The organism is Gordonia sp. GONU (assembly GCF_024733855.1).
Lineage (GTDB): Bacteria > Actinomycetota > Actinomycetes > Mycobacteriales > Mycobacteriaceae > Gordonia > Gordonia amicalis.
Window position 1 is genome coordinate 1 of record NZ_JANRHB010000050.1, and the last position, 25,346, is coordinate 25,346.

Annotated in this window: 22 protein-coding genes; 9 read left to right on the forward strand and 13 right to left on the reverse strand. The window is 66.7% G+C overall.

Going from position 1 to position 25,346, the window contains the following annotated elements; genetic code table 11:
• Positions 1-146: 146 nt before the first annotated feature.
• From NWF34_RS24100 to NWF34_RS24115, 4 genes are all read right to left on the reverse strand, one after another.
• Complete coding sequence (locus NWF34_RS24100; protein WP_258326317.1) at positions 147-782, reverse strand: HAD family phosphatase; 636 nt, start codon at positions 780-782, stop codon at positions 147-149.
• Entirely contained in the window at positions 779-3,451 is a 2,673-nt protein-coding gene (locus tag NWF34_RS24105) for an NAD-dependent epimerase/dehydratase family protein (RefSeq protein ID WP_258326318.1), read from the reverse strand. Before NWF34_RS24105 ends, NWF34_RS24100 begins: the two co-directional genes overlap by 4 nt.
• A gap of 70 nt (positions 3,452-3,521) precedes the next feature.
• Positions 3,522-5,855, reverse strand: a complete 2,334-nt coding sequence (locus NWF34_RS24110) for an acyl-CoA dehydrogenase family protein (RefSeq protein ID WP_258326319.1) — start codon at positions 5,853-5,855, stop codon at positions 3,522-3,524.
• Complete coding sequence (locus tag NWF34_RS24115) at positions 5,852-6,049, reverse strand: ferredoxin (RefSeq protein ID WP_258326320.1); 198 nt, start codon at positions 6,047-6,049, stop codon at positions 5,852-5,854. The genes NWF34_RS24110 and NWF34_RS24115 overlap by 4 nt, the downstream gene beginning before the upstream one ends.
• Positions 6,050-6,194: 145 nt before the next feature.
• On the opposite strand from NWF34_RS24115, the gene NWF34_RS24120 reads away from it, so the two are divergent.
• Complete coding sequence (locus tag NWF34_RS24120; protein ID WP_024497965.1) at positions 6,195-7,421, forward strand: cytochrome P450; 1,227 nt, start codon at positions 6,195-6,197, stop codon at positions 7,419-7,421.
• 118 nt (positions 7,422-7,539) lie between these two features.
• Here NWF34_RS24120 and NWF34_RS24125 read toward each other — a convergent pair whose 3' ends face one another.
• Entirely contained in the window at positions 7,540-9,018 is a 1,479-nt protein-coding gene (locus tag NWF34_RS24125) for an aldehyde dehydrogenase family protein (RefSeq protein WP_258326321.1), read from the reverse strand.
• Between the two features lie 172 nt (positions 9,019-9,190).
• On the opposite strand from NWF34_RS24125, the gene NWF34_RS24130 reads away from it, so the two are divergent.
• Genes NWF34_RS24130 through NWF34_RS24150 form a run of 5 tightly spaced genes read left to right on the forward strand, consistent with a single transcriptional unit; the run spans position 9,191 to position 14,384 of the window.
• Complete coding sequence (locus NWF34_RS24130; protein ID WP_051349569.1) at positions 9,191-10,654, forward strand: pyruvate, phosphate dikinase; 1,464 nt, start codon at positions 9,191-9,193, stop codon at positions 10,652-10,654.
• On the forward strand, positions 10,651-12,306 hold the full coding sequence (locus NWF34_RS24135) for an AMP-binding protein (protein WP_258326322.1): 1,656 nt from the start codon (positions 10,651-10,653) through the stop codon (positions 12,304-12,306). Before NWF34_RS24130 ends, NWF34_RS24135 begins: the two co-directional genes overlap by 4 nt.
• Before the next feature lie 25 nt (positions 12,307-12,331).
• Entirely contained in the window at positions 12,332-12,940 is a 609-nt protein-coding gene (locus tag NWF34_RS24140; RefSeq protein ID WP_258326323.1) for a MarR family transcriptional regulator, read from the forward strand.
• Positions 12,941-12,990: 50 nt separating this feature from the next.
• Positions 12,991-14,142, forward strand: coding sequence for an amidohydrolase family protein (locus NWF34_RS24145; protein ID WP_258326324.1), 1,152 nt, complete (start codon positions 12,991-12,993; stop codon positions 14,140-14,142).
• Positions 14,139-14,384 (forward strand): hypothetical protein, encoded by a 246-nt coding sequence (locus NWF34_RS24150; RefSeq protein WP_024497971.1) that lies wholly within the window; start codon positions 14,139-14,141, stop codon positions 14,382-14,384. Before NWF34_RS24145 ends, NWF34_RS24150 begins: the two co-directional genes overlap by 4 nt.
• A gap of 177 nt (positions 14,385-14,561) precedes the next feature.
• Here NWF34_RS24150 and NWF34_RS24155 read toward each other — a convergent pair whose 3' ends face one another.
• Positions 14,562-16,001 carry a carotenoid oxygenase family protein gene (locus NWF34_RS24155; RefSeq protein WP_024497972.1) on the reverse strand — a complete coding sequence of 480 codons (1,440 nt, stop codon included), beginning with the start codon at positions 15,999-16,001 and terminating at the stop codon, positions 14,562-14,564.
• A 69-nt stretch (positions 16,002-16,070) separates the two neighbouring features.
• Between NWF34_RS24155 and NWF34_RS24160 the strand changes: the two genes are divergently transcribed.
• Positions 16,071-16,637, forward strand: a complete 567-nt coding sequence (locus tag NWF34_RS24160) for a TetR/AcrR family transcriptional regulator (protein WP_074848855.1) — start codon at positions 16,071-16,073, stop codon at positions 16,635-16,637.
• A gap of 55 nt (positions 16,638-16,692) precedes the next feature.
• On the opposite strand, the gene NWF34_RS24165 is transcribed toward NWF34_RS24160, so the two are convergent.
• From NWF34_RS24165 to NWF34_RS24175, 3 genes are read right to left on the reverse strand one after another with little or no spacing between them, the layout of a single operon-like run.
• Positions 16,693-17,415 (reverse strand): ABC transporter ATP-binding protein, encoded by a 723-nt coding sequence (locus tag NWF34_RS24165; RefSeq protein WP_258326325.1) that lies wholly within the window; start codon positions 17,413-17,415, stop codon positions 16,693-16,695.
• Positions 17,412-20,252, reverse strand: coding sequence for a branched-chain amino acid ABC transporter permease/ATP-binding protein (locus tag NWF34_RS24170; protein ID WP_258326326.1), 2,841 nt, complete (start codon positions 20,250-20,252; stop codon positions 17,412-17,414). The genes NWF34_RS24165 and NWF34_RS24170 overlap by 4 nt, the downstream gene beginning before the upstream one ends.
• Positions 20,253-20,303: 51 nt before the next feature.
• Complete coding sequence (locus tag NWF34_RS24175; protein ID WP_024497976.1) at positions 20,304-21,542, reverse strand: ABC transporter substrate-binding protein; 1,239 nt, start codon at positions 21,540-21,542, stop codon at positions 20,304-20,306.
• Between the two features lie 490 nt (positions 21,543-22,032).
• Between NWF34_RS24175 and NWF34_RS24180 the strand changes: the two genes are divergently transcribed.
• Entirely contained in the window at positions 22,033-22,638 is a 606-nt protein-coding gene (locus NWF34_RS24180) for a TetR/AcrR family transcriptional regulator (protein ID WP_024497977.1), read from the forward strand.
• Positions 22,639-22,641: 3 nt separating this feature from the next.
• Here the strand turns inward: NWF34_RS24180 and NWF34_RS24185 are convergent, their stop codons facing one another.
• Together NWF34_RS24185 and NWF34_RS24190 are read right to left on the reverse strand one after the other, a co-directional pair.
• Complete coding sequence (locus NWF34_RS24185; protein WP_159405020.1) at positions 22,642-22,929, reverse strand: hypothetical protein; 288 nt, start codon at positions 22,927-22,929, stop codon at positions 22,642-22,644.
• Between the two features lie 32 nt (positions 22,930-22,961).
• Entirely contained in the window at positions 22,962-23,459 is a 498-nt protein-coding gene (locus NWF34_RS24190; RefSeq protein ID WP_159405021.1) for a nuclear transport factor 2 family protein, read from the reverse strand.
• A gap of 118 nt (positions 23,460-23,577) precedes the next feature.
• Here NWF34_RS24190 and NWF34_RS24195 point away from each other — a divergent pair, with 118 nt between their 5' ends.
• Positions 23,578-24,372: an SDR family oxidoreductase gene (locus NWF34_RS24195; protein ID WP_159405022.1), complete on the forward strand. Its 795-nt coding sequence runs from the start codon at positions 23,578-23,580 to the stop codon at positions 24,370-24,372.
• 197 nt (positions 24,373-24,569) lie between these two features.
• Here NWF34_RS24195 and NWF34_RS24200 read toward each other — a convergent pair whose 3' ends face one another.
• Both NWF34_RS24200 and NWF34_RS25495 read right to left on the reverse strand, forming a co-directional pair.
• Complete coding sequence (locus NWF34_RS24200; protein WP_159405023.1) at positions 24,570-25,013, reverse strand: Imm63 family immunity protein; 444 nt, start codon at positions 25,011-25,013, stop codon at positions 24,570-24,572.
• Positions 25,014-25,256: 243 nt separating this feature from the next.
• On the reverse strand, positions 25,257-25,346 hold a 90-nt coding region (locus tag NWF34_RS25495; protein ID WP_375295705.1), incomplete at its 5' end, for an IS3 family transposase.

Here is a 25,346-nt window from a genome sequence, read left to right on the forward strand (position 1 = left end):
GCCGAAGAGCCATGTACTCCTCCACAAGAGCTTCGATCTCCTCGACCGTGTAACCCGGTGACATGCTCACAGTGTGCTCCTCCCCATCAGGAGTGACTCACATCCAGAGTGGCAACCACCGCAAGCGTGACAAAACGCAACCTGATTCAGATACCCAGTCCGGCGAGGCGCACCCGCAGCTCGTCGGGATCGGTGAACTCGATCGTTGTCATCCCGAGTTCCGCTGCGGGCGGCAGATTCTCGGCGAAGTCGTCGACATAGACGACCTCCGATCCGTCACAACCCAGGCGCCGCAACAGCTCCCGGTAGATCAGTGGGTCGGGTTTGCGCACTCCGACGTCCGCGGAGTTGAGGATGAAGTCGAAGTGGTCGAGCGGCAACGTCGACGCCAGGTGATCCCGGTTCTCGGCGACGTTGTTCGTCAGGACTGCGAGGGTGTAGCGACCGCTGAGCTCGGCGACGAGCTCCAGCATGGGTTGCCGCAAGGTACGGGTGTCGGCCATGGCGGCGCCGAGCCGTCGGATCTCGACCTCGACGCCGTGCTCGTCGCGTACCCGGACGCAGACGCCCTTGAGGAAGTCGCGAACAGACAACTCCCCCCGCTCGACCTTCGCGAATTCCCTATCGCCCCGGACGAATCGGTCGAGTGCGGTCTCGGGGAGGCCGAGTTCGGCACTGTACCGGCGCAACCCGGACAGGGGCGACTCGGTGAGGACCCCGGACCAGTCGAAGACGATGGCACGGATTGCGGCCGTTGCGGTGCCAGGTGTGGGCGTGCTCATCCCGGATTCGACACCAGCGCAGCCTGATCCGCCGACCCGACCTCGAGCACGGTGATGGTGCCGGCCGCACCGTCGACCTCGACCAGTGCCCCGTTCGGGATGCGTGACGCCGCGACCTGGGTGTCGACGACGCACGCGACACCGAATTCACGGGCGACCACGGCGGCATGCGACATCACTCCGCCGATGTCGGTGACGACGGCGGCGACGTGACCGAACAGTGCGGTGTAACCGATGTCGGTGACGTGGGCGATCATGATCTCGCCCGGCTCGACGTCGTCGATGGTGTGCGGCTCCACGATTCGCGCCCGGCCCACGACCTCGCCGCCGCAGATGCCGATACCGCCGAGTTTCTCTCCCGCCCCGAGCGGCTTCAAGACCTCGGCGGCCTGCCACTTCTCGGCGAAGATGGGCGGCATGTGCAGTTGTTCGAGCTTCTCGCGCTCGGCCTTTCGTCGTGCGATGGTCTCGCGGACTCCCTCGGGGGGATTGATGAGCACGCCCAGTGTGAGATGGAAGAGGTCGTCGGGGGCGTCGATGCGGCCCTGCGCGGCGAGGCGTCGGCCCTGTTCACGTACCAGTCGGCGCATGATCCAGGTGAGACGAACACAGCGGTCGCGGTTCTGTTCCCGCTGCCGGAGCAGCTTCGCCGCGATTCGCTGCGGCACCGAGAGTTTGCGCGGTGCGCCGGAGTGCTCGGGCTTGGCCTCGGCGCCCGCGGCGGCCCGGCCGACGGTGACCAGGAAGCTGTGGACGTCGTCGGAGAAGGACCTGGCGTCGAACTCCGATTCGGCCGGTCCACGGTGGCCGAAGCGATCGAGTGCCCTGGACACCTTCTTCCAGAAGTCCGGAGCCTGCTGGGCGACCCGGTCGGGCAGTCCCGGAGAGCGGTCCGCGAGGAGCGCGAGGATGTCGGGGTCGGCGGCCGCGGCGAGGGCGAGTTCCCGCACCCCCCGCAGGGTCGCGCCGCTCTCCAGGTCGTCGCCGAGATCGAGGTTCTCGTCGGAGTTCTTCGACGCGACGGTCAGGGCCGCTCCGCCGAGGAGGTTGACCACACCCTGCACGGTCCAGGCGTAGGCGAGCAGATCGCCCGCGAGCAGCAGCACCTGCTGCAGCTTGGCGTCGGACATGGTGTCGAGTTCGTCGAGGAAACCCTCGAGTCGTGCGGTTTGTGCGCGAACCTCGTCGACGTCGAGCTCCGATGTCCGGACGAGCGATACGACGCGGGCACCGACCGCCGCCGCGGACTTCGCCTTCGCCGCCGCGGATTGCGCAGGCGGAGTGAAAGTTCCCTCGATGGCTGCCTGCCCGCCGGGCAGTTCATCGGCGTGGGTGCCGGTGAACTGGGCCGCGAGCTCGTCGGGGTTGGTGCCCGGCATGGCCAGCGACACGTGGTAGGTCGCGGACGCGTTGATGTACATGCGGTGGGCGTGCACGGCCTGCAGACGGGCCGATGCCTCGGTCCGCAAAGCGCCTGGAAGACCGAGTAACTCGGCGACTGCCGAGGTGGTGCCGCGCAGTGCGCGACCCTGGACGTCGAGCGTGAGTGCGGTCGATGGGCCGGGCAGCGCCTCGGCCAGGTTGGTCTGCGAGTAGACCGGGAACCGGCGGTCGATCGGGGTGTCGAACTCGCCGCGCAGATCCTCGGGACCCGAATACGCCAGCGGCGCACCATCGGCGGGCGGCGCATCGGCGGCGACGATCTGGTGGAGGTACGGGATCCGGCCCCTCGCCGCGACGACGCGACCTCTGCTGGTGGTGCGGCCGACGACCGCGAGCCGGGTGTCGAGGACGGTGTCCGGACCGTTCCACACCGCGGTGAAGCCCCACTTCTCGTGGAGTTCAGTCAGGTCGCCCATGGGCATTCGTAGAGCCGCGGCCACCTCGCCCGCGGTGATGTGCAGCATGCCGCCGGCGACCTTGGCGGCGTTGATCATCGCCCCGCGCGGCAGAGCGAGCAGCTTGCGATCGAGCATCTCGGCGATGCGGCGCTGACTGACGGGTTCGTCGGCCGCGAGGTTGACGACACCCTCCTGGTCGGACGTGATCGCCAGGGCGAGGAATGCGGCGACATCGTCGTGATGGATGACCTGCCAGGGGTACTCGGGTCCGCTCGCGCCGATGTGGTTGGCGCCGGCGAGGTTCTCCTGCAGGCGGTTGTCGGTTCCGCGCCCGAGGATGATGGCCGCGCGAACCAGAACAGAGGACATCGAGGACTGCTCGAACAACCGCTCGCACTCGGCCTTGTGGACGGCGTAGGGCTGATCGGGATGCGGGGTCGCGCCACTCGCCTCGGTGCGCGGCGGCTCGTCCTCGGAGCTGCGCGGGCCGTAGACGGTGACCGACGACAGGAAGATCGCACGGCCTGCGCCGGCCTTCTCGGCGGCGGCGATCAGCTTGCGGGTGCCGCCCACGTTGGTCCGTTCCATGGCGTCGAGTCCCTCACGGGCGTCGAGCATGAAGGCGCAGTGGATGACCGCGTCGATGCCTTCGCAGGCCTCGGTCAGCACGGCGTCGTCGGAGATGTCACCACGGACGTGGGTTACCTGCGAAGGTAGTTCGAGGGGTGCGCTTCGACTGAGCCCGACCACGTCGTGGCCGGCTCCGACCAGCCGGGCGGCCGTGGTCCGGCCCACCAGACCGCTGACCCCGGTAATCAATACGCGCACAAGCGCCCCCTCATTCCTTCGGCCGAACCTCACAAGGTTTACCAAGTGTACTTCGTGGCTGAGACTGTGGTCACGTTTTCGGCGACAGAAGATGCGTCGCCGCCCGATCGCGCAGTACGTCCGCGCCACCGGCGAGCACCGCAGTGGATCGGGCCCGGCGCAGGAGCAGATGAGCAGGGTGTTCCCAGGTGAAACCGATCCCGCCCAGCATCTGGATGCAGCTCTCGGAGGCGGTGATGGCGGCGTCGAGCGCGGAAGCTACGGCCAGGTCGACGCCACAGTCGAGGTCGGCGACGTTCGGCGACGTCTCGTCGATGGTCGCCGCGACGCCGAGGATCTGGTTGCGGGCGCCCTCGAGCGCGACGGCCGCATCGGCGATCCGATGGGACACGGCCTGGAATGAGCCGATGGCGCGACCGAACTGTTCGCGCTGACCCGCCCAGTCGACCGCCAGGGCGACCGCCCGCGCGGTCACACCGACCGCATCGGCGCCGAGCGCGAGCAGCGCGATGGGCCGGACGCTCGCCGCGATCGCGTCGAATGCCTCGCCCTCGGCGAGGACGGTGCCGACTGCGCCGTCGAAGGTCACGGTCCCGATCGTCGAACTTCGGTCGAATGCCTGCTGCGCCGTCACCGCCACCGTCTCCGACTGCCGGTCGACGAGAAGCAACACCGGCCGACCGTCGCGTTGCGCCGGAACGAGGAACGACGCTGCGACCGGCGCGCCTGGGACCAGGCGCTGTTCGCCGCGCAACGACGTACCGTCCCAGACCGGTGCCGCTTCGCGCGCGCGACCCCAGGCGTGGTCTGTCGGCAGCGACGTGGGCACGACGACACTCCCGGACACCATGGCGCCCAACGTTTCCGTGGCACCGGCCGCGTGCAGGATCGATGCCGCGACGACTGTGGGCAGCAGGGGAACCGGCGCGATCACCTTCGCGCATTCCTCGATCGCGGCACACAGCAACCGCACGTCGGCGCCTGCTCCCCCGGCGTCGGCGGGGACGTGCAACGCCGGTAGGCCGAAGCCGACGAGATCCGACCAGAGCCGTTCGTCGGTGGCGTCGACGGCGCGAGACCGGTCCAGCAGGTCGGCGGGGTCGACAGCCGACTTCAGAGCTCCCGCGAGCGCGGCGCGCAGTTCGCGTTCGTCGTCATCGGCCACCGCCATCGGTTCGCCGGCGGCCACGACCGACGATTCGTCGACGCGTTCGCCGCGTGAGGACGGCAGGCCCAGAACCTTCTCGGCGATCGTGTTGCGCTGGATCTCTGCGGTACCCGCGCCGATCGTCGTCGCACGACTCATCAGGTATCCGTACGTCCACCGGCCGCCGTCGCAGGCGCCGTCGGCACGTGAATCCAGCACTGCCGCTTCGCCTGTCGCGCGCAGTGCCAGAGCGTGCAGACGCTGCTCGAACTCCGACTTCACGAGTCGGTTCACCGACGCGACGGCACCCGGATCCTGTCCGCGAAGAACTGCCGCGAGCGCACGGGCGCCGTTCTGTGCGACCGACTGCACGCCGATTTCGAGGCCGGCGACCTGCTGCCGGATCAACGGGTCGTCGGCGAGACCCTGCTCGATGACCAGGCTGACAACGCGGTCGACGGTGTGGCGGTAGCGGAACTCATCGGCGAGGAACGCGGTCGCGCGTTCGTGGCCGAGGGAGGTGCGCATGATCGACCATCCCTCCCCCTCCGCGCCGATGCGATTGGCGACCGGGACGCGCACCTCGTCGAAGAAGACCTCGGCGAAATGGGCTGCGCCACTGATGTCCCGGAGCGGCCGGACGGTGATGCCGGGACTCGTCATCGGTATCAGCAGATAGCTGATACCCGAGGTGGAGCGCTTCGTCCCGGGCTCGAGCGGCGTGGTCCGCACCAGCGCGAAGATCCAGTCCGCGCGGTCGGCCTGACTCGTCCAGATCTTCTGACCGCTCACCACATAGTCCTCGCCGTCACGGACGGCTCGGGTGGTGAGCGAAGCCAGGTCGCTGCCGGCCGCGGGTTCCGAGAATCCCTGGCACCACAGCTCATCCGCCCGCAACAACGGCTTGAGGAACCGTTCCTTCTGGGCGTCGGTCCCGTGCGCGATCAGGGTCGGCGCCACGATCATCGACAGCGGACAGGGATGTGACGGCACCTTGGCGGCCGAGGTGATCCGGTAGTAGTCGAGCAGGTCGTCGAGAGCGAGGTCGAGGCCCCCGACGTCGCGCGGCCACGCCGGAGCGGCGAGTCCGTGGTCGTCGAGCTCTGCCTGCCAGTCCCGGGCACGCTGGTAGCGGTTTATCGACTTGTCCGGCGTTCGTGACCGGTAGTCCGCGATGAGGTCGGTTAGTCGCGTCCGCCAGTCCTCCGTCGACCCCGGGCTGCTCGCCGACGGGTTGTTTGAACCCGTGGTGTTCACGCGTCCTCCTCGAGTCGGAGTGCGCGTTCTGGGCAGGCGTTGACGCCGGCGCGCGCGGCGGCGAGCCGGTCCGCCGGGAGCTCCTGATCGTCGACCAGGCTGAAGCCCTCGTCGTCGATCGGGAAGAGGTCGGGGTCGGTGGCGAAACACTGTGCGTGACCGACACAGAGGTTTCGGTCGAGGCGCAATCTCATGTCGGGGCTCCCTCGGGCGCGGGTCGGGCTGAAGTGGCGCGGGCAGATTCGCGACCAGTTCCCAGAAGGGTAACTAAGTTAGCGATCCCGATGGTAGCTTTGGGCCAGCGAAACCCGTGCCGACGAGACTGCGAGGCAACCACTGATGTCCGAGATCGCGCCCAGCGGCAATGCATATGACACCACCTTCGACCACCGCACCGACGAGCCCGCGCGGGCCGACCAGTTCGGACGCTGGGACGAACTCCGCAATGCGTGTCCCGTGCAGGTCAACCGCACCGCGGCGCCTCGTCCGATCTGGTACGTCCTCGGCTACGACGAGGTCCTCACAGCATTCCAGGACTGGGAGACGTTTTCGAGCGATTCGGTCGAGGCCTTCGAACCCGACGAGGCGTACGAGAAGAAGAAGCGCTGGATCCCCGTCGAGATCGATCCGCCGATGCACACCGAGTACCGCTCGCTGATCTCGCCGCACTTCGGACCGAAGGCGATCGCCGAACGCGCCGACGACATCCGGCAGCTCGCCTGCGACCTCATCGACGCCCTCGCGCCGAAGGGACAGATCGAGTTCGTCGCCGAATTCGCCAAGGATCTACCCACCAGAGTCTTCCTCGACATCATGGGCATGCCCGTCGACGACGCGCCGATGCTGCTCGCGTGGATCGACTCGCTGATGCACTCCAAACCCGAGGACGATCCGGATTTCGCCATCCGTCTGGGTGTGCGCAAGAAGGTGATGGGCTATCTCGCCGGCATGCTCGCCGAACGGCGGGCTGACCCGCGCGACGATCTCATGAGCGTCATCGTGACCGAGCCGCTCAAGAGCGGCCGCCCGATGGACGACGAAGAGGCGCTGTCGATGACCTTCCAGCTCTGGATGGCCGGGCTCGACACCGTCGCCAACGCACTCGGCTACACGTTCCGATACCTGGCCGCGCATCCGGAGCAGCGGGCCCTCATCGTCGACGGAACCGTCACCCCCCGTGAGGTGACCGAGGAGATGCTGCGAGCGCGCTCGGTGGTGAACACCAGCCGAGTCGTCAAGAGCGACACCGAACTCGGCGGTTGCCTGGTCAAGGCCGGTGACCGGCTCATCCTCTCCACCGCGGCCGCCAACCGAGACCGCGAGGAGTTCGAGGACCCCGAGCAGATCGTGTTCGGCCGAAGTCCGAACCGACACATCGCCTTCGGTGCCGGCCGGCACCGCTGCCTCGGTTCGCATCTGGCACGCCTCGAACTGGAAATCGTGATCGAGGAGTGGCACAAGCGGATTCCCGACTACCGGGTACCCGGCGGCGCCACCGTCGAAGATCATGTCGGTTCGGTGTCCGGACTCATCACCCTGCCGTTGGAGTGGGACGTCACCGACTGACGCCACCGCCGCGGCGGCATGAAAAGCGCGGCCCCCCATCGCAGCCTGAGGTGCGAGGAGCGCAAGCGACGAGCCTCGAAGGCCTGGTGAGTTGACGTCGCCAGCCCTTCATCGCAACTCATCCCGCGTGGAAACTGATGCTCTTCGTCTCGAGGAACGCTTCCAGGCCCTCCTCGCCGTATTCGCGCCCGAGCCCACTGCGCTTGAACCCGCCGAAGGGTGCGGCCGAATGCATGGCTCCGGCACCGCCGTTGACGGCCAGGTAGCCGGAACGGATCTGCCGGCACATCGCGAAAGCGGTTGCGGTGTCGGCACTGTAGATGTGGCCGCCCAGTCCGTACGGGCTGTCGTTGGCGATCCGGACCGCCTCCGCGTCGTCGTCGAAGGGCAGGACGACGGCGACCGGACCGAAGATCTCCTCGCGCACGCTGGTCGCCGAATTGTCGAGGCCGGTGATGATGGTCGGGTCGTAGAAGAAGCCGCGGTCGAGGCCGGCGGTGCGTGCTCCCCCGGTCTCGACGACGCCACCAGCCCTGCGGGCGAGGTCGACGTAGTGCTCGACTCGCGCCACCTGGTGTTCTCTGATCAGCGGGCCCATACCCACCCCGTCTTCACGTGGCGGCCCGGTGCGCACGCGAGATACCGCTGCGGTGAGCATGTCGACGTACTCGCGGTAGACGTCACGGTGCACGAGATGCCGTGTCGTCAGAGCACAGCCTTGTCCCGCCTGCGTGATCAGCTGTCTCATCCCGTAGCCGACGGCGTCGGCGAGGTCGGCGTCGGAGCGCACGATGAGCGCCGACTTGCCGCCCAGTTCCAGATGAACCCGGGTGATGTTCGGGGCGGCCTGGGCGCTCACCTGTGCGCCGACACGCTCCGATCCGGTGAACGTGAGGACGTCAACCCGCGGATCGGTGGTCAGCGACCGGCTCACCTCGACGTCGCCGGACACGATGTTGAGGACACCTGGGGGGAGGTCGGCGTCGTGCGCGGCGTCGACCAGCACGAACGCTTCCAGCGGGGTCATCGGTGACGGTTTGAGGACCACCGTGTTCCCGGTCGCCAGTGCACCGCCGAGCTTGGCCATGTTGAGGAAGAACGGGAAGTTGTAGGCACTGATCGCGCCGACGACTCCGCACGGTTCCTTCATCACGACGCCGGTGCCGAGCGTGTGGCCGGGCAGCGGCGGCAGTGGGCGGGTCCAGTCCCGGTCGGATTGTTCGACGGCCCAGGCGAAATGATCGAGAGCCACGCCGACGTGGAGTCGTTCGGCGATCGCCGGGATCGCGCCGGTCTCGGCGATCACCAGGTCGGCGATCTCGGCGCGTCGTTTGTCGAGCGCCTCGGCGAACCCGGTCAGGACTCGACGACGGTCCGAACCCGACATCCGGCCCCATGGCCCTTCGTCGAAAGCGGTCCGCGCTGCGGTGACCGCGGCCTCGACGTCACGGACCGTGCCGTCGTGCCCCTGCGCGAGGATTTCTTCGGTGGCGGGATCGAGAACCTCGTTGACCGGGCCGTCGGTGTCGGTCCACCGGCCGTCGACATAGGGGCTGAATCCCGCCTCAGGCTGCCATGACGTGCCGTTTCGGGTCATCTTCGCGCTCCTCGCTCACACTGTGACCGTCTTGGTGACACCGGCCACACTTGTATGACATAGTTATACAGGTACGGAGGAGGTGAGGACGATAGCTACCGCGACGCTAGACCGCCACGGCAGCGGGTTGGCACACGTGATCCGGCTCGACGGATCGGTGCCGCTCGATCGAATGCTCGTGGGTAACAAAGGGTACGGCCTCGACGCCATGCGGCGGCACGGTTTGCCGGTACCGCCGGCCTTTGCCATCACCACCGCCGCGTGCCGAGCCTGGCAACGGGACCGGCACACGGTGATGGAGGGTGTCTGGCCCCACATCCGCGAGGCTCTCACGTGGCTCGAGTCCGAGACCGGGCGTACCTTCGCCCACGGGCCGCACCCGCTCCTGGTGAGTGTTCGCAGCGGCGCCGCCCAATCGATGCCCGGCATGATGGACACCATCCTCGACCTCGGACTCGACGACGACGTGCGCGACTCACTCGCGGCGGAATGCGGCGAGTCGTTCGCCACCGACACCCGGCAACGCTTCGTCGAGATGTACACCAAGATCGTGCTCGACGGCGCGGGCGAGGTTCCGGCGGATCCGTGGGAGCAGCTGCGCGGCGCGATCGAGGCGGTCTTCGAATCGTGGAACACCGACCGCGCCAGGGCCTACCGGGCACACCACGACCTCGACGACGATGCAGGAACCGCGGTCGTGGTGCAGGCCATGGTCTTCGGCAATCTCAACGATCGCTCCGGCAGCGGCGTGCTCTTCAGCCGCAATCCGATGACCGGTGCGCTCGAACCGTTCGGTGAATGGCTCGCCTGCAGTCAGGGCGAGGACGTCGTCGCCGGAACCCACAGCTGCGACCCGATCGACGCCCTCGGCGAGGTCCTGCCCGACGTTCACCGCCAACTCCTCGACAGCGCACGCACCCTCGAGGGCCTCGGTACCGACGTGCAGGACATCGAGTTCACCGTCGAGGACGGACAGCTCTGGATTCTGCAGACGCGCAACGCAAAACGATCAGCGGCCGCTGCCGTCCGATTCGCTCTCGCCCTCCGCGACGAGGGCGCGATCGACGACCGCGAGGTCGTCCGTCGCGTCGAACCGTCGCACATCGCGACCCTTCTCAAGCCCGCGCTGCAGCCCGAGACACGTTTTGCGGCCCCACTTCTCGCGACGGGTCTGCCCGCCTGCCCGGGGGTGGCCAGCGGTGTGGTGATCACCGACCCGGACGAGGTCATCGAAGCCGCTGACGACCAGGACGTGGTGCTGGCACGAGCCACCACCAGTCCGGACGACATCCACGGGATGCTCGCCGCCGCCGCGATCGTCACCGAACTCGGTGGCGCGACATCGCATGCCGCGGTGGTGAGCCGCGAGATCGGACGACCCGCCGTCGTCGGCTGTGGCGCGGGAACGATCACCTCGTTCGCCGGTCAGGTCGTCACCGTGGACGGCAACAACGGCGAGATACGCGCGGGTGCGCTCGAGCTGACGGCCTGGAAGATCTCCGACAGCCCGGAACTCATCGAACTCGAGGCGATCATCGACGCCGTCGACCCGTCGGCGGCCACGGCATCGCTGCTCGACAAACTCACCGCTGCGCGCGCAGCCCTGGACTCCACGACCTGGGGGGATGACGAATGACCGCTGTGACCGAGTCTGCCGACACCGTCACCCCGGATGCGGCCGTCACGTGGGGCCCGGGCCGGACCGACACCGTCATCAACATCGTCGAACGCGCCGTCCGCGACGCCGGCGACGCCGTCTTCCTCGACTTCTCCGGTGACGTGCTGACCTATCGCGAGGTGTGGGACCGCGCTCTCCGTCGGGCGGTCGGCCTGCGGTCGCTGGGCGTCGGTCCCGGAGACACGGTGCTGTGCGTCCTCGACAACAACGCCGACGCCGTCGTGTCCTGGTTTGCCGCGAACGCTCTCGGCGCGGTCTGGGTGCCGGTGAACACCGCGTTGAAGGCCGACTTCCTCCGGCACCAGGCCGCCGATTCGGGCGCGAAGGTCGCCATCGTCGAAGCGGACTACGCGCAGCGTTTCCTCGAGATCGAGGACGGCTTGCCGGAACTCACTCACCTCGCCTACCGCGGGGACGCGAGCGCGTCCCTGAACCTGGTCACCGCGTTGCCCCTGGCGGAGGTCGACGCCGTCGGCGTCGGTGAGAAGTTCACTCCGGTACCGGTCGGCTACCGCGACCTGTCGATGCTGATCTACACGTCGGGCACCACAGGCCCGTCGAAGGGCTGCATGATCAGCCACAACTATGCCGCGAACCTGGCCGCGACCAGTGCGGCGAAACGCGATCGCAGCCATACCCTCTGGACGCCGCTCCCCCTCTTCCACCTCAATGCGGCGGCGACGTCGGTGCTCGCGACGGCGGTCAACCAGTCGACGCTGGCGATTGCCCCGCGGTTCTCGCTGTCGAACTTCTGGCCGGAGGTGGAACGTACCGGGGCACGGCGGGTCTCGATCCTGGGCGTGATGATCTCGCTCATCGCCTCGATGCCCGACACCCCGGAGATGCTGCGCTGCCACGGGCAGATCGTGCAGGTCGGCGGTGCGCCGTGGACCCCGGAACTGATCGAGACCTGGCGGACCCGCTTCGGCGTGAAGTCGGCCGGCAGCGCGGTGTTCGGGCTCACCGAGGCCACCTACATCACCAGCACACCCCCCGACATGTCCCCGCCGCTCGGATGCGCCGGCCGTCGCAACAACGACTTCGACGTCCGGATCGTCGACGACGAGGACAACGAGGTCCCCGACGGTCAGCCCGGCGAGATCATCCTCCGACCCCGACGCCCGCACATCATGTTCGAGGGCTACTGGCGACGCCCGGAGGCCACACTCGCCGTGACCCGTAATCTCTGGTTCCACACCGGCGACATCGGCCGATTCGACGACGACGGCTGGCTGTGGTTCGTCGACCGCAAGAAGGACTATCTGCGGCGCCGCGGCGAGAACATCTCCAGCTTCGAACTCGAACGCACCTTCCGGAGCCATCCAGACGTGTCCGAAGTCGCCGTGCATGCCGTGCCGTCGGAGTTCACCGAAGACGACATCAAGGTGACCGCGATCCTCGTCGAGGATTCGACGCTGACCGAAGAACAATTGTGCGCCTGGTCGCTGGACAAACTGCCCTACTTCGCAGTGCCGCGTTACATTGAGTTCCGGCCGGAACTGCCGAAGAACGCGACCGGCAAGGTCCTGAAATATCAACTGCGCGACGAGGGTGTCACACCGTCGACATGGGTCATCGACTCGTCGGATCTCACGATCGCCAAACGCTGAACCCGACTCGAGGAGAATGCAGACGATGACCGAACTCGATGTGCTGCAAGCGGTTCGACTCAAGGGTCGGGCGACGGCAGAGCAGCTGAGCGCGACGACCGGACTCGATGCCACCGAACTGCAGCAGATGCTGGATCAACTCGTCGCCGCAGAGCACGTGATCGCCAAGGGACCGCTCGTCCGCGTCAGCGAATCCGGTCGTGAGCGCCTCGCGGAGTTGCTCGCCGCCGAGCGCGCAGACATCGACGCCGACGCCTTCGCGGCGGCGTACTCGTCGTTCCGGGATGTCAACGGCGACTTCAAGGCGCTCATCACCGACTGGCAACTCCGTGACGGACAACCGAACCCGCATGACGACGCCGACTATGACGCCGGCGTCCTGGCCAGGCTCCCCGAGATCCATGACCGCGTCTCGGTGGTCGTCGACGAGGCCGGACGTCACCTGCCCCGACTGTCGCGGTACGGCACCAAACTCGACAAGGCGCTGACGAAGCTGACCGCCGGTGACACCTCGTGGCTGGCCAGGCCGATCGCCGACTCGTACCACACCGTGTGGTTCGAACTGCACGAAGAACTCATCCTGGCCGCGGGACTCACCCGCGACGCCGAAGCCAAGGCGGGACACGCACAGTGACCCCGCTGCACGATCACCGGATTCACCTGATCTGAGGAGTGGCATCCACCATGCCGTTGCAAGACCACATGCAGTTGATCTCGACCGACGACCATCTCATCGAGCATCCGATGCTGTGGCAGGACCGCTTGCCGTCGAAGTACCTCGACGCCGGTCCGCGCATCATCGAGAAGGTCATGAACGAGGGCAACCCGCCCGCGCAGGTGTGGCAGTGGGAAGGTCGCGTCTACCCGTACATCGGTCTCAACGCGGTCGCCGGCAAGAAACCCGAAGAGTACGGCGCCGAACCTGTGCGGTACGACGACATGCTGCCGGGCTGCTACGACCCGAAGGCACGGATCACGGACATGGACATCGACGGTGTCCATGCGGCGCTGTGCTTCCCGTCGTTCCCCAAGTTCGCCGGCACCGTCTTCCTCCAAGGCGAGGATAAGGATCTCGCCCTGCTGTGTGTGCAGGCGTGGAACGACTACGTGCTCGACGAGTGGTGCCCCACCGCGCCCGACCGCTACATCCCGATGACGATCATGCCGCTGTGGGATGTGGACCTGTGCATCAAGGAGATCGAGCGGACCGTCGACCGGGGCGCCCGGGCGATCTCGTTCGTGGAAAACCCGGTGCCGCTGGGACTTCCGTCGTACCACACCGACCACTGGGATCGGTTCTTCGACGCATGTGAAGACCACGATCAGGTGCTGTCGATCCACTTCGGTACGTCGGGCAAGCCGCCGATCACCGCACCCGAGGCGCCGATGGCGGTGATGATCGCCCTGTTCGGCTGCAATTCGATGTACGCGACCGCAGACCTGCTGTTCTCGCCGGTGTTCCACCGCCACGACAAGCTGAAGTTCGCGCTGTCCGAGGGCGGCATCGGATGGGTGCCGTACATGCTGGAACGCATCGACGCCACATGGGAGAAGCACCGCTACTACCAGAACATCAACCAGACGGTCCGGCCGTCGGATCTGTTCCGCAAGCACATGTTCGGGTGCTTCATCGAGGACCAGCACGGCATCGACAACCGCTACGCCGTCGGCATCGACAACATCACCTGGGAGTGCGACTACCCGCACAGCGACTCCAACTGGCCCAACAGCCGTAAGGTCGTCGCCGAGCAGATGGTGGACGTCCCCGACGAGGACGTCCACAAGATGGTGGAACTGAACGCCCGCAAGCTGTTCCGATTCGAACGCACGTCATGACCGAGCGTCGCGAACACGAACTGGTCGAACAGATCCCGGCCGCCGACTGGGTCGACCAGGATCTGCTGACCCGCCAGATGTCGGCAGAGCTGTTGAGCGACGAGATCGTCTCGGAGGAGACACGTCTCGCCGCTATGGCGGACAGTGACCTCTCGGACTCGGACCGGAATGCTGCCGAACAGCTACTCCGCCGCCGGATCGACGCCATGAAAGCCGCTCGCGCGAGTTATCTGGAGCGGTAGGCTCCACGATTCTCACACCTCAGGGAGCGATGGCATCACTGCTGGTTGAGCCGGTACCGAGCGTAGCGAGGAACCGCGTCGAAGCCAGCCCCCACCGCTCAATCTGCGACGGCATCACTGCTGGTTGAGCCGGTACCGAGCGTAGCGAGGAACCGCGTCGAAGCCAGCCCCCACCGCTCAATCCGCGACGGCCTTGTACGCCCCGTGGAAGGTCATGGGCACGTGATGCCGGAGGGTGGCCGCCGCGACCGGGCCCGCGCTCGGACGTTCGGCGTTCAGCACGACCAACCGGGAACGCTTGTCCGACGGCCGGTGTTCGAGGCTGAGCAACCAGCCGCGACCCTCGCCCGGGTTCTCGGGGTCCTCGGCGAACAGCGGCTCGCAGACGGTGTTGCCCGGTGTGGTGTACCGATCCTGGGTGCCGGTCGTCGTGTCGACGGTGGTGATCGAATCGGGGTCGCCACCGCGTACGGAGGCCTCAGCCAAATACGTATAGCGGTGTGCGGTGGTCACGAGCCGCGGATCAACCTGCGGGAACTCACAACCGAGTTCGTTGAGCTGTTCGCGCGTCACCGCCTCGGTGTTGCGATTGATGCGCAGGCGGGTGAGAGTACCGCCGAACGCGGGTCCGGCCTTGGCGCGGAAGTTACAGAGGTAGTTGTTCCACTGCGTCCATCCGCCGGTCGCGTCGTGGGCGACGATGTCGACGACGGTCTCGGGTCCGGCTTCGTAGGCGTTCGCCACATGGAAGTGGAACAACGAATCCGTCTCGATGCGTGTGGCTTTCCCGCCGTCACGCGGTACGAGGACGATGGTCGTGCCCAACTCCGGTTTGTATGACAGCGCCTCGCCGAACGGCCGCAACCCGAGCGCGACCGGGATGGGCCGGCTGACGACGAGCGGCCCGAGGACGAACACGAGATGACGCTCGGTCAGTGCGAAGTCGTGGACGAAGCCGAGCTTCGGGATGGGCACCGTGCCGACGCTGTGCAGGCGACGCGACTTGTCGAGGCGGTAGCAGCGGAGCATCGGGCGCGGGAAGAAGTCGAGCCCGAAATTGAACACCCCGCGGGTGCGCGGATCGATCTTCGGATGCGCGGAGAACGCGCCCAGGCGTTTCAGCCCGCCGTCGAAGGATTCGCTGCCGTACGTCTCGAGTGTCTCGGCGTCGAGGCGGTGCGGTCGGCCGCCCTCCCAGAGGGAGTAGAGAACGTCGTCGTGGACGAGAACGCTGGTGTTGGACATGTTCTCGGGGAACTTGAGGACATTCGCCAGCGGACCGCCGACCCGCTGGGTGTTGAACCCCTTCGGCGGGAGTCGGGTCTCGTTGGCGCGCTTGAAACTGCGCGTGCGGACGTACCGATTCCGGTAGTGAACCCCGTCTGGCGAGATGTCGAGACGGGACACCATCCCGTCTCCATCGAAGATGTGGGTCATCGGGTGCCCACCGATCTCGAAGCGTCCCGGACCGATCCGGTACAGGACGCCACGCAGGGACTGCGGGATCTCGCCGTCGATGTCGTCGACCACGTAGTCGAACTCTTCGTGCTGAGAATCCCACGGGGATTCTCCGTCGGTCTCGCGTGTACTCGTCCGGGTCAGGTCTGATACAGGCATGACCGAAGAGTCTCATACGTGAGACAAATTCGGCAAGGGTGTCGCAGGAGGGTGTTCTAGGATGGCGGAATGTCCAGCGGCGAAGACCTGACGAGTGCGGCACGCGCCGTTGCGCGTCGAGTCGGTGTCGGCGCGCTCACTCTGGCGGCCGTGGCCAAGGAGGCCGGCATCAGCCGGGCCACCATCTACCGCCGGTACGCCTCGCGCGACCAGCTGCTCTCGGCCATCGTGTCCTCGGAGCTCGATGCGCTCGAACGGGTCATGTTGAGCCGCCTGCGATTCGCCGACGACCCGCGGGACACGATCTACATGCTCGTCCGCGAGGTGCTCGACTACAACGCCAACAACGAGCTGGTCCAGGCCGCTCTGAGGTACGACGCGGCATCGTTGACGCCCTGGCTGATCCGGCATGAGGGACATCCGACACTGATCGACATCGTGACCGACCGTGCGCTGGCGTTCATCACCGAATCACCCGTGGCCAGGTACCTGTCCCCCAGTCCCGAGGCCGCCGTCGAGTTCATGGTCAGCGCCGTGTGCGCCGAGTTGCTGTCCCCCGCCCGGTTTCTCACCCACGCCGACATCGCCAACCGCATCACCGACGCCATCTACCGGCCGCAGCCCGAGACCGCCTGAGCCGAGGCCCTCGGGCGCGACGGCCGACGACTCGCCGACGCGCTTCCGTGGACGTCTACGCGCGTGCGGTCCCGAGGTAGGCCTCCTCGATCCGCTCGATGTCCGTCGACAACGCGGCTGCCGAGTCCTCGAGACCCACTTCCCCATGGACCAGCACCACGGCACGGTCGGCGATACCGAGAGCCAGCCGGACATGCTGCTCGACGAGGATCACCGCCGTCTGCTCGGTGTCGGCGACGTCGCGCAGGACCGGCAGGATCGACTCGACGACGATGGGTGCCAGACCCATGCTCAGCTCGTCGATGAGCAGGACCTTCGGGTTCTGCAGGAGCGCACGCGCGATGGCCAGCATCTGCTGTTCGCCACCCGAGAGATCCCCGGCCGCCACCGACAGACGTTTGGTCAGTGACGGGAAGTGCGCGAGCACCTTGTCGAGCGCTTCGGCACGTGTCCTGCCCTTCAGGTGGGTTGCCAGGTGAAGGTGCTGACGGGTCGTCAGACGGCGGAACAGCGCACGATCGTCGGGCACCAGCACAAGACCGGCGCGGACCGCCGCACGGGCATCGCCGGAGCGCACCGCCTGCCCGGCGACGGTGACGTCCCCGCCGAGTCGGGACAGCAGCCCCGCGAGAGTCGTCAGCAGCGTCGTCTTCCCGGCTCCGTTCGGCCCGAGCAGGGCGACGATCTCTCCCGCGTTCACGGACAGGTCGAGCCCGTGGACGCAGGGGTTCCCGCGGCTGTATCCCGCGTCGAGGTTGCGACATTCCAGCACGGTCACGACATCTCCCCCACTACCTCGGACTTCGGCTGTGCGCCAATGGGTTCCTCGTCCGTCCCGGCGTCGTCGGGACCGGCAATCGCCGACGACGGTGTGCCCAGGTAGGCCCCGACGACGGCGGGCGAGCTCCGGATTTCATCGGGTGTACCGTCGGCGATGACGGTACCGAGGTCGAGCACGATCACCCGATCGCACAGGTTCAGCACCAGATCCATGTCGTGATCGACCAGGATCATCGAGACACCGTGAGCGCGAGCAGCTCTCAGTCTTTCTCCCAGCCAGCGGCTCTCGGTGCTGTCGAGTCCGGCCGCGGGCTCGTCGAGAAGGGCCACCCGTGGCTGACCGGCGAGCACGCGCGCGACCGCCACCAGCTGCCGCTGCCCCTGGGACAGATCTGCGGCCGGAATGTCTCGGAGCTGCTCGATCTCGAGCATCTGCAGCACATCTCGCACGTTGTCGGACGTGTCGCCAGGTGCGCGTCGTGCGGCGATCGCCAGATTCTCGGCGACCGACAGTTCACCGTAGAGCTCGATGTCCTGGAAGGTACGCCCCAGTCCTGCGCGACTGCGGCGGTGCGGTGCCAGACCGTCGAGCGAGACACCGTCGAGGGTGACCGACCCGTCTGCCGTCGCGAAACCGCTGATGGCGTCGATGAGTGTGGTCTTGCCGGCGCCGTTCGGACCGATCAAGCCGACGATCTCCCCGGCCCGGACGTCGAAGCCGGCGTCGTGGACCGCGGTGACCGCGCCGTAGCGGACGGTGACGTCTCGCACCGAGAGCACTACTGAGCCGCTCGGCGGAACCGTGACGTCGGTGGTCGGCGTCGGCAGCGCGTCGACCGGTTGTTCCGTCGACGATTTCGACGCGACGCCTCGCTTCGCTCGGTGTCGGCTCAACCGGCGTGGTGTGCCGCGACGACCCGGGTACGGCACCTTGTGGAGGTACCCGGCGAGCCCGTCGGGACTGGTGACGACGGTGAGCACCAGCAGGATTCCGCTGATGAGCATGTAGTAGTCGCCGAAGGAGCCGTACTTGTCGGCGACGAAGTACATGACGCCGCCGGGTGCGATGACTCCCGCGAGCAGCGCGCCGGATATCGATGTCACGCCGGCGACGTAGGTGACCGCGAAGAGGCCGATGCCGGCGAAGACCGCGTAGGTTCCTGCTGTGGCGAGCGTCTGCTGGTAGGCGAGCAGCGCGCCGCCGAGGCCGGCCAGGAACGACGCGAACGCGAAGGCGATCAGTTTGGTGACCCCGACGTTGATACCGGCGGCGGCCGCCGACCGTTCGTTGGCCCGGACCGCGAGCATCGACGCTCCCAGACCACTACGACGCAGCGCTGCGACGCCGTAGGCGACGACCGTCAGGACGACGAGGCACAGGATGCCGAACGCGAGACGCGGATAGCCCTCGCCCGCACCGATGCCGAGGTCGATACCGAAGATCGACGGTGAATCCACCGGTGCGCCTTGCAGACCCCCGTTGAGGGACGGGTTTCGGAACCAGAACGCCTCGCAGAAGACCGCGAGGGCGAGGGTTGCGACCATGAGGGGCAAACCACGCACACGCAGGGCCGGCAGTCCGACGATGACGCCGATGACCGTCGCGGCGCAGGCGGCGAGAAGCGGTGCGATCGGGAAGGGCAAATTCAGGTCGTCGGTCAGCCTGCTCAGTGCGTACGCCCCGACTCCCGCCAGAGTCAGCTGTGCCAGTGACACCTGCCCGGCGTATCCGGTGACCACCACCTGGGATAACGCGATGATCGCGTAGATCATGGTGGCGATCACGGCCAGCCGCAGACTGCCGGAGGTGGTGAGGAGAGCAATGACGGCAACGACGATGGCGATGATCCCCGGGACCAGCAGGTGCTCGGGGCGGGGTGAGCGGCCGAGGTCCTGGCGGATGACTGCTCCGCGTCCGGGCAGGGGCTGTCCGCGGACGAGGAGGAATCCGATGATGAGGATCAGCGGAACCGCCTCGGCCACACCGGCGTCGGGCATCCAGTCCCAGGTCGTCTGCAGCTTGGTGGCCTCCGACTGGAGCATGCCGATGACGAGTCCGGCGGCGACGGTCACCGAGATGGCGGTGAAGTTGCCGACGAGTGCGGCGGCCAGCGCCGGCACGATGAACATCGTGTAGGCGACGGGGTTGAGTGGCACGATCGGAGCGATCAGCACACCGCCGAGTCCGGCGGTTGCCGAGGAGAGGGCCCAGTTGGCGACCGCGATGCGATCGGGCGACAGCCCGGTGACCAGCGCTCCCTTCTCGGATTCGGCGGCGGCCTCGGTGGCGACGCCGAATCGGGTGTAGCGCAACACGAGTCCGGCGCAGATTGCCAGACCGACGATGACGACCGCGAGCAGCAGGCGGTCCGTCGGCACGGCGCTGGAGCCGATCTTGAACGTGGAGACCTTGAAGATGGGTCCGACGCTCGGGGTGTTCTCTCCGACGCGTAGCCCGATGAGCGCCTGGATCACCAGCATCAGGCCGATGGCCGCAACCGCCTTGGCCAGGGTGGGCGCTGTCCGCATCGGGCGGAAGACGAGCAGGTACAGGATGACACCGAGGATCGCCGCGATCACCACGGAGATCGCTACCGCGGCAGCGACTCCGACATCCGACCCCAGGTCGATGGTCGTCGGGAAGCCGGGTATGGGGTTGAGGAGTTCCCCTTTCCGCAGGAAGGCGTAGGTGTAGGCGGCGTAGAGGGCGACGGCGCCGGTGGCGATGTTGACCACGCCGGAACTCTTGAAGGTCATCACCAGGGCGAGACCGAGTGCGGCGAAAACGGCCCCGTTGCCGAGGCCGAGGATCAGGAACGCGAGATGGTCGGTCATGGAACTCCTCGATCGGGGCCGCGCCGGGACGCGGCCCCGATCTGTTCGGAATCAGTTGGTGTTGGTGGCGACGGTGTTCTCGAGTTTGGCGTCGGCGGTCACGTCGCTGACCAGGATCGCCTTGCTGCACAGCGACGTCAGCGGCGGGAAGGCCTTGCCGTCACAGGTGAAGGTGATTCCCGGAGCAGCCGGCAGCGGTACGTCCTTGGCCCCGGCCAGCGCCTTCTTGAACGTCTGCGCGTCGACGGTTCCGTCGAGGCCGTTGAGCTCCCCGAGCGCGGCGACGACCTGGTAGCCGATGTAGGCCAGGCCGGCCGGATCGGTGTCCGGGGCGTACTGCGCCATGACGCTGCGGTACTGGGTGACGCTCGGGTCGTCGGAGCTGAGGTTCACCGTGGTGAACGCCTTGGAGCCGGACACGGCCTCGTTGCCGACGGCGTCGAGGACGGGCTTGTCGAGGCAACTGGCGATCAGGTACTTCTTGGCGTCCGGTGCGACGGTCTGCAGCGTCTTGAGCACCGAGATGCACTGGCGGGTGTCACCGAGGATGCTCACCGCGTCGGGGTTGTCGGCGAGGCCGGCGGTGATCTGCGGGGTCAGGTCCGCGGCACCGGTCGGGATCGTGACGACGTTGAGGGCCACGCCCGCGCGCTGGAACATCGGGTCACCGAGTGCCTTGACCGACGCGGCCGCGTCGCCGGAGTCGCCGATGATGAGGCTGACCTTCTTGAGGCCGTCCTTTGCGGCGGTGGCGGCCTGGCCGGCGAGCACCGCGACGATGCCGCCGGAGAGCATGAACGACCCGGGCGTCGCCATCTCGGCCTGTGAGACCGGAGCCTGTGCGACGTAGGGGATTCCGGCGCCGGCGACGATCGGCAGCATTACCGCACCCTGCGCGCCGAGCGGTGACACGACGACCGAGACCTTTTCCTCGACCATCTGGTTGGCGCACTTGGTCGCCGAGGCCGGCTCCTCCTGCTGCTTGCACACCACGAGGTCGATCTTGTGCCCGCCGATGCCGCCGCCATTGTTGTTCAGGTATTCGACGGCCGCTTCACCTCCCTCGCGCACCATCGGCGTCGTCACCGCACCGCCCTCGGGCGTGATGAATCCGATCTTGATCGGGTCGCCGGTCGCCGCGTTGCTGGGTAGCGAGCTGGTCTCTCCGGCGCTCGAGCTGTCCGAACTGTCGTCGGCGCATGCCGTGAGTGTGCCGAGAGTCAGGACGCTCGCGCAGCCGAGGACGGCGGTCGTGCGTACGACGCGTTTGAGTGCAACTGGTGATTTCAACTGCGATCCCTTCGATAGGAGATGACGCCGCGCGCGGGGTGCTGCGGAAGCCGTGATCGGTGGTCGGCGTCGTGGTGACTGTAGACCCGACCGTGTCGGATATGCGGATGTTCGGGAAAAATTCGGGTGGCTAATCGTGCTGGGCTGCAACTGAATTGGAAGTCAGAACAACAGGCGGCGCAACGACTCCACGACCGTTGCCGGCTCGGGCGCCGACCCTCCAGCGCTTGGCGATGGCCCCTCCCCGCCGGGGCCGACAGACCCGCATGAGCTCTCACCACCCCTCGTTGAACCGCGTCTCGTTGTTCCCGCCGGCTGAGTAGCGCCGAACGAGCGCAGCGAGTACGTCGCGTATCGAAGCCCGTGTCCTGCGTCACAGTGGACCTAGAGGCAAAAGTTAGACCACCATCCAGAAATCGGTGGGCGAATGTAAGAATTGGTCCCCAGGAGCGCCACCCGGCTGCTCGACGACCCCGACGGAGGCACACAGATGACCGAGGCTGCGCCCGTCGGACGTCGTGAGAAGAACAAGCAGCAGACGCGCGACCGACTGCTGACCGCGGCTCGCGACCTCCTCGCCACCCGCGGCACGGATGCGACGGTCGAGGAGATCGCGGAGCGTGCCGAGGTCTCCCGCGCGACCTTCTTCAACTACTTCCCCAGCAAGGATGATCTCGTCACTGCGTTGTACGCCGAGCTGATGAGCGTCTTCGGGCGCGTCGTCGACTCGATGCTGCGACGACCGGTCAGTACCCACGATCGCGTGGTCGGCGTGTTCATCGACTTCGCGCAGTCATCGCTTTCCGATCCCGACTACATGCGTGTGGTGACCGGAGAGATCGAGCGTCTGGCGACGGCGTCGGAGGGCCTTGGCGAGCGCAGCCATCTGTTCACCGCTCAAGTGCGGCGTCTGATCGAGCCGGGCCTGGAACAAGGCGACGTGCGCACCGACCATCCGGTCGAGTTCCTCGCCCAGATGGTGGCGGCGATCTACCTGTCGACGATGCGATACTGGCGGATCGATCCCGACCTCGACATCACCGAAACATTCGAGCGCGCAGGACGATACGCGGCCGAATCGATCGTTCCTCGCTGAGCGTCACGCGTCCTTCGGTCGCGGCACCTCGTTCTCCCAGCGAGCACGACGCTCGTCGTCGGTCTGCTCCCACCAGGGAGTACCTCGCTCCCCCAACGCGACTTTCGCCGCCTGGACGCCGGCGCGCGACTCGGGCGCACCCTGTGTCCGTTTCACGTCCCGTCGCCACGCCATGAGGATCGACTGCAGTTCGGATCGGCGCTCGTCCGGTATGAGCGGGTCGGTGGCACGCCACTTGCGGCCGTTGATCACGACGTGATGGCCGTCGGGGGTGTGCTCGGGATCGGACATGGGTTCCACGTTGCCACGTGACGAGTGGTAGGTCAGCCCTGGAAGGTTCCCGCGTGCACTGTGGCGTCGTCACCGAGCGGTCGCCGCAGGGACCAGCGTTCGGTGAGCGTGCTGGCCGATATTCTCCACTCGCCGTCCTCGACGATGTACTCGTCGTCGTACTCCCCTGTCATCACGGTCTCGGTGCGGTCAAGCAGGTTCACCTGACGGAACTTCAGGGTCCAGCGGCCCGTCGCCGTGGTGTCTGAGGTCAGCGTGATGTCGGGATGGAAGCCGTGATGCATGTCGAAGATGACGTACCGACCGTCGACCTGGTGCAGCGCGACCTGCTCGAAGATCCTCGCCATCGGCTCCGCGTCGTCGAAGGTGCCGAGCTGGCCGTAGTCGATGCGTGCACCGCGAGCGATGAAGCAGGATCGAAAGCCGTTGACGTCCTTCGCATCACACGCCCGCCAGTAGCGGTGCTTGAGCTGCTTGATGGCCTCGATGTACGCGAGTTCATCGAGACGACGAGTGGCGTCGGTGTCCATGGGGCCACCATAAGTGCTCGGCGTTCAGGCTCTGGCGACTTCTGCAACAACATCACCGGACGTGGGCGGGTCGAGACATGCCACGCCTGGGCCGAGGGACGCACAGTAGAGTCCCGGCATGCCCACCACAGCAGTTGTCACCGGCGCCGGTCGCGGTATCGGCCTTGCTTTTGCCCGTCGTCTCGCAGAGGAGGGACATCGGGTGATCCTGACCGACGTCGACGGCGCAGCGGCAGAAAGTGCCGCAGCCGGCATCGGTAGCGGCGCAGTCGGCCTGCAGCAGGACGTGCGAGACATCTCGTCGCATCGCCGGATAGCCGAGGAAGCTGCTGCACTCGGGCAGTTGAGAGTCTGGGTGAACAATGCCGGCGTTCTCTATGCGGGAGAGGCGTGGGAGCACTCCGACGACGAGATCGCGACCATCCTCGACGTGAATGTGCGTGGCGTGATGGCGGGATCGGCTGCCGCGATTACGCAAATGCGCCACACCGGTGGCGGGGTCATCCTCAACGTCGCATCTCTATCGGCGCTTGCTCCGGTGCCGGGGTTGGCGTTGTACGCCGCCACCAAGGCAGCAGTGCTGTCTTATACGACCTCGTTGGAGGGCGATCTGCGGCACGCGGGTCTGCCCATCCGGGTTCGCGCGCTGTGCCCGGATGTCGTGAACACGCAGATGGTGACCTCACACGCGAAAGACCTGGGTGCCGCGATGCTCTTTGCCGGGCCCCGACCGCTCGACGAGGCGGCGGTCGTTCGCGCCGGTATGGAACTCATGAACAGCCGCCAGATCTTCCGAGTACTGCCGCGGTGGCGTGGGGTCCTCAGCCGGGCCGGAGATCTCGCGCCCAGCGTCGGTCTCGGGCTGATCGGTGTGATGCGCAAGGTCGGGAACCGCCGTCAAGCTCGCACGTGACGTTCCCCGTGGGACCGACGGGGCTTTATCAGCGGGTGTGACTCTGCGCCGGCCAGTCGGCAAATAGAGACGACCGCGTCATCCTGGCCACAGCAGATCCAGCGATGCTCCGACTCCCGCGGTAGCGGGCACGGCTTCCCGAGATACGCACTAAATCGATACATCGCCCTTGCAGAGTGTTAGGCATGCCGAGACGTTCAGTCGAACGGGTACGTCTTCAAGATCTCACTGATTTCAAGATCGGTGTGCCTGCCCCACTCGGGAGACAGAGAGTGCATCAGTCGGCTCCACCGCGGGAACCATAGTCTCCGAGCGTCATTGACGCTTTCATAGTCCGGATGTCGCAGCGCAGCGCTTTGAGCATGGCTGCTGGCGACATCGCTCATAACGCCGAGCACGACTTCGTCGATTCGGTCGGAGACGATCAGAGCCGCAGGTTCGCCCCTTTCTCTGATCTCAAAGCGATATCTGCCGTCCGGGTCAACGCTCAAGAACCCGCCAGGACTGTCCGGAAACTCGCCAGGAAGCTCTGCTCGACGGACTTTCTCGCCAGCGACCTGCTCGAAGTGTCGAACGGCTTCGTTTAGTCGTAGCTTCAAGCCATCAAGCCGGGACTGAGGGTCCCCATCGGTATCCGTCATCGAACAACCTCTCCCGACGATGGTCGGCTTCTTCGTGCCCAAACGCATTGAACGCTTGAGTAACTGCATTTTCGATCGGCGACGAACGGTCCCCGCTCCGAACCGGATATGTCAGTCACGTGGGCACGTGGGGGACCCACTCAATCGGAGAGTGGTGTACCCGTCATCGTCGGCCCACGACGACGGCGCTATGACTACCCCTCTGATCAGTGTGTGGTTCCCCCGGAATCGTGGAGGACTCCTCTATGCGGCTTCGGGCTCGGTGACTGCGGTGTTCTCGTAGTCGACCGGACTCATCATCCCGATCGCGCTGTGGCGACGCTGGTGATTGTA

Bases quoted from the DNA above. Each gene is read 5' to 3' on its own strand.
- NWF34_RS24185 (WP_159405020.1), bottom strand. From the start codon at position 22,929: ATGTCCGATCCCGAGCACACCCCCGACGGCCATCACGTCGTGATCAAC.
- NWF34_RS24145 (WP_258326324.1), top strand. From the start codon at position 12,991: ATGCCGTTGCAAGACCACATGCAGTTGATCTCGACCGACGACCATCTC.
- NWF34_RS24115 (WP_258326320.1), bottom strand. From the start codon at position 6,049: ATGAGATTGCGCCTCGACCGAAACCTCTGTGTCGGTCACGCACAGTGT.
- NWF34_RS24190 (WP_159405021.1), bottom strand. From the start codon at position 23,459: ATGGACACCGACGCCACTCGTCGTCTCGATGAACTCGCGTACATCGAG.
- NWF34_RS24160 (WP_074848855.1), top strand. From the start codon at position 16,071: ATGTCCAGCGGCGAAGACCTGACGAGTGCGGCACGCGCCGTTGCGCGT.
- NWF34_RS24155 (WP_024497972.1), bottom strand. From the start codon at position 16,001: ATGCCTGTATCAGACCTGACCCGGACGAGTACACGCGAGACCGACGGA.
- NWF34_RS24135 (WP_258326322.1), top strand. From the start codon at position 10,651: ATGACCGCTGTGACCGAGTCTGCCGACACCGTCACCCCGGATGCGGCC.
- NWF34_RS24120 (WP_024497965.1), top strand. From the start codon at position 6,195: ATGTCCGAGATCGCGCCCAGCGGCAATGCATATGACACCACCTTCGAC.
- NWF34_RS24180 (WP_024497977.1), top strand. From the start codon at position 22,033: ATGACCGAGGCTGCGCCCGTCGGACGTCGTGAGAAGAACAAGCAGCAG.
- NWF34_RS24195 (WP_159405022.1), top strand. From the start codon at position 23,578: ATGCCCACCACAGCAGTTGTCACCGGCGCCGGTCGCGGTATCGGCCTT.
- NWF34_RS24140 (WP_258326323.1), top strand. From the start codon at position 12,332: ATGACCGAACTCGATGTGCTGCAAGCGGTTCGACTCAAGGGTCGGGCG.
- NWF34_RS24170 (WP_258326326.1), bottom strand. From the start codon at position 20,252: ATGACCGACCATCTCGCGTTCCTGATCCTCGGCCTCGGCAACGGGGCC.
- NWF34_RS24200 (WP_159405023.1), bottom strand. From the start codon at position 25,013: ATGACGGATACCGATGGGGACCCTCAGTCCCGGCTTGATGGCTTGAAG.
- NWF34_RS24125 (WP_258326321.1), bottom strand. From the start codon at position 9,018: ATGACCCGAAACGGCACGTCATGGCAGCCTGAGGCGGGATTCAGCCCC.
- NWF34_RS24150 (WP_024497971.1), top strand. From the start codon at position 14,139: ATGACCGAGCGTCGCGAACACGAACTGGTCGAACAGATCCCGGCCGCC.
- NWF34_RS24100 (WP_258326317.1), bottom strand. From the start codon at position 782: ATGAGCACGCCCACACCTGGCACCGCAACGGCCGCAATCCGTGCCATC.
- NWF34_RS24130 (WP_051349569.1), top strand. From the start codon at position 9,191: ATGCTCGTGGGTAACAAAGGGTACGGCCTCGACGCCATGCGGCGGCAC.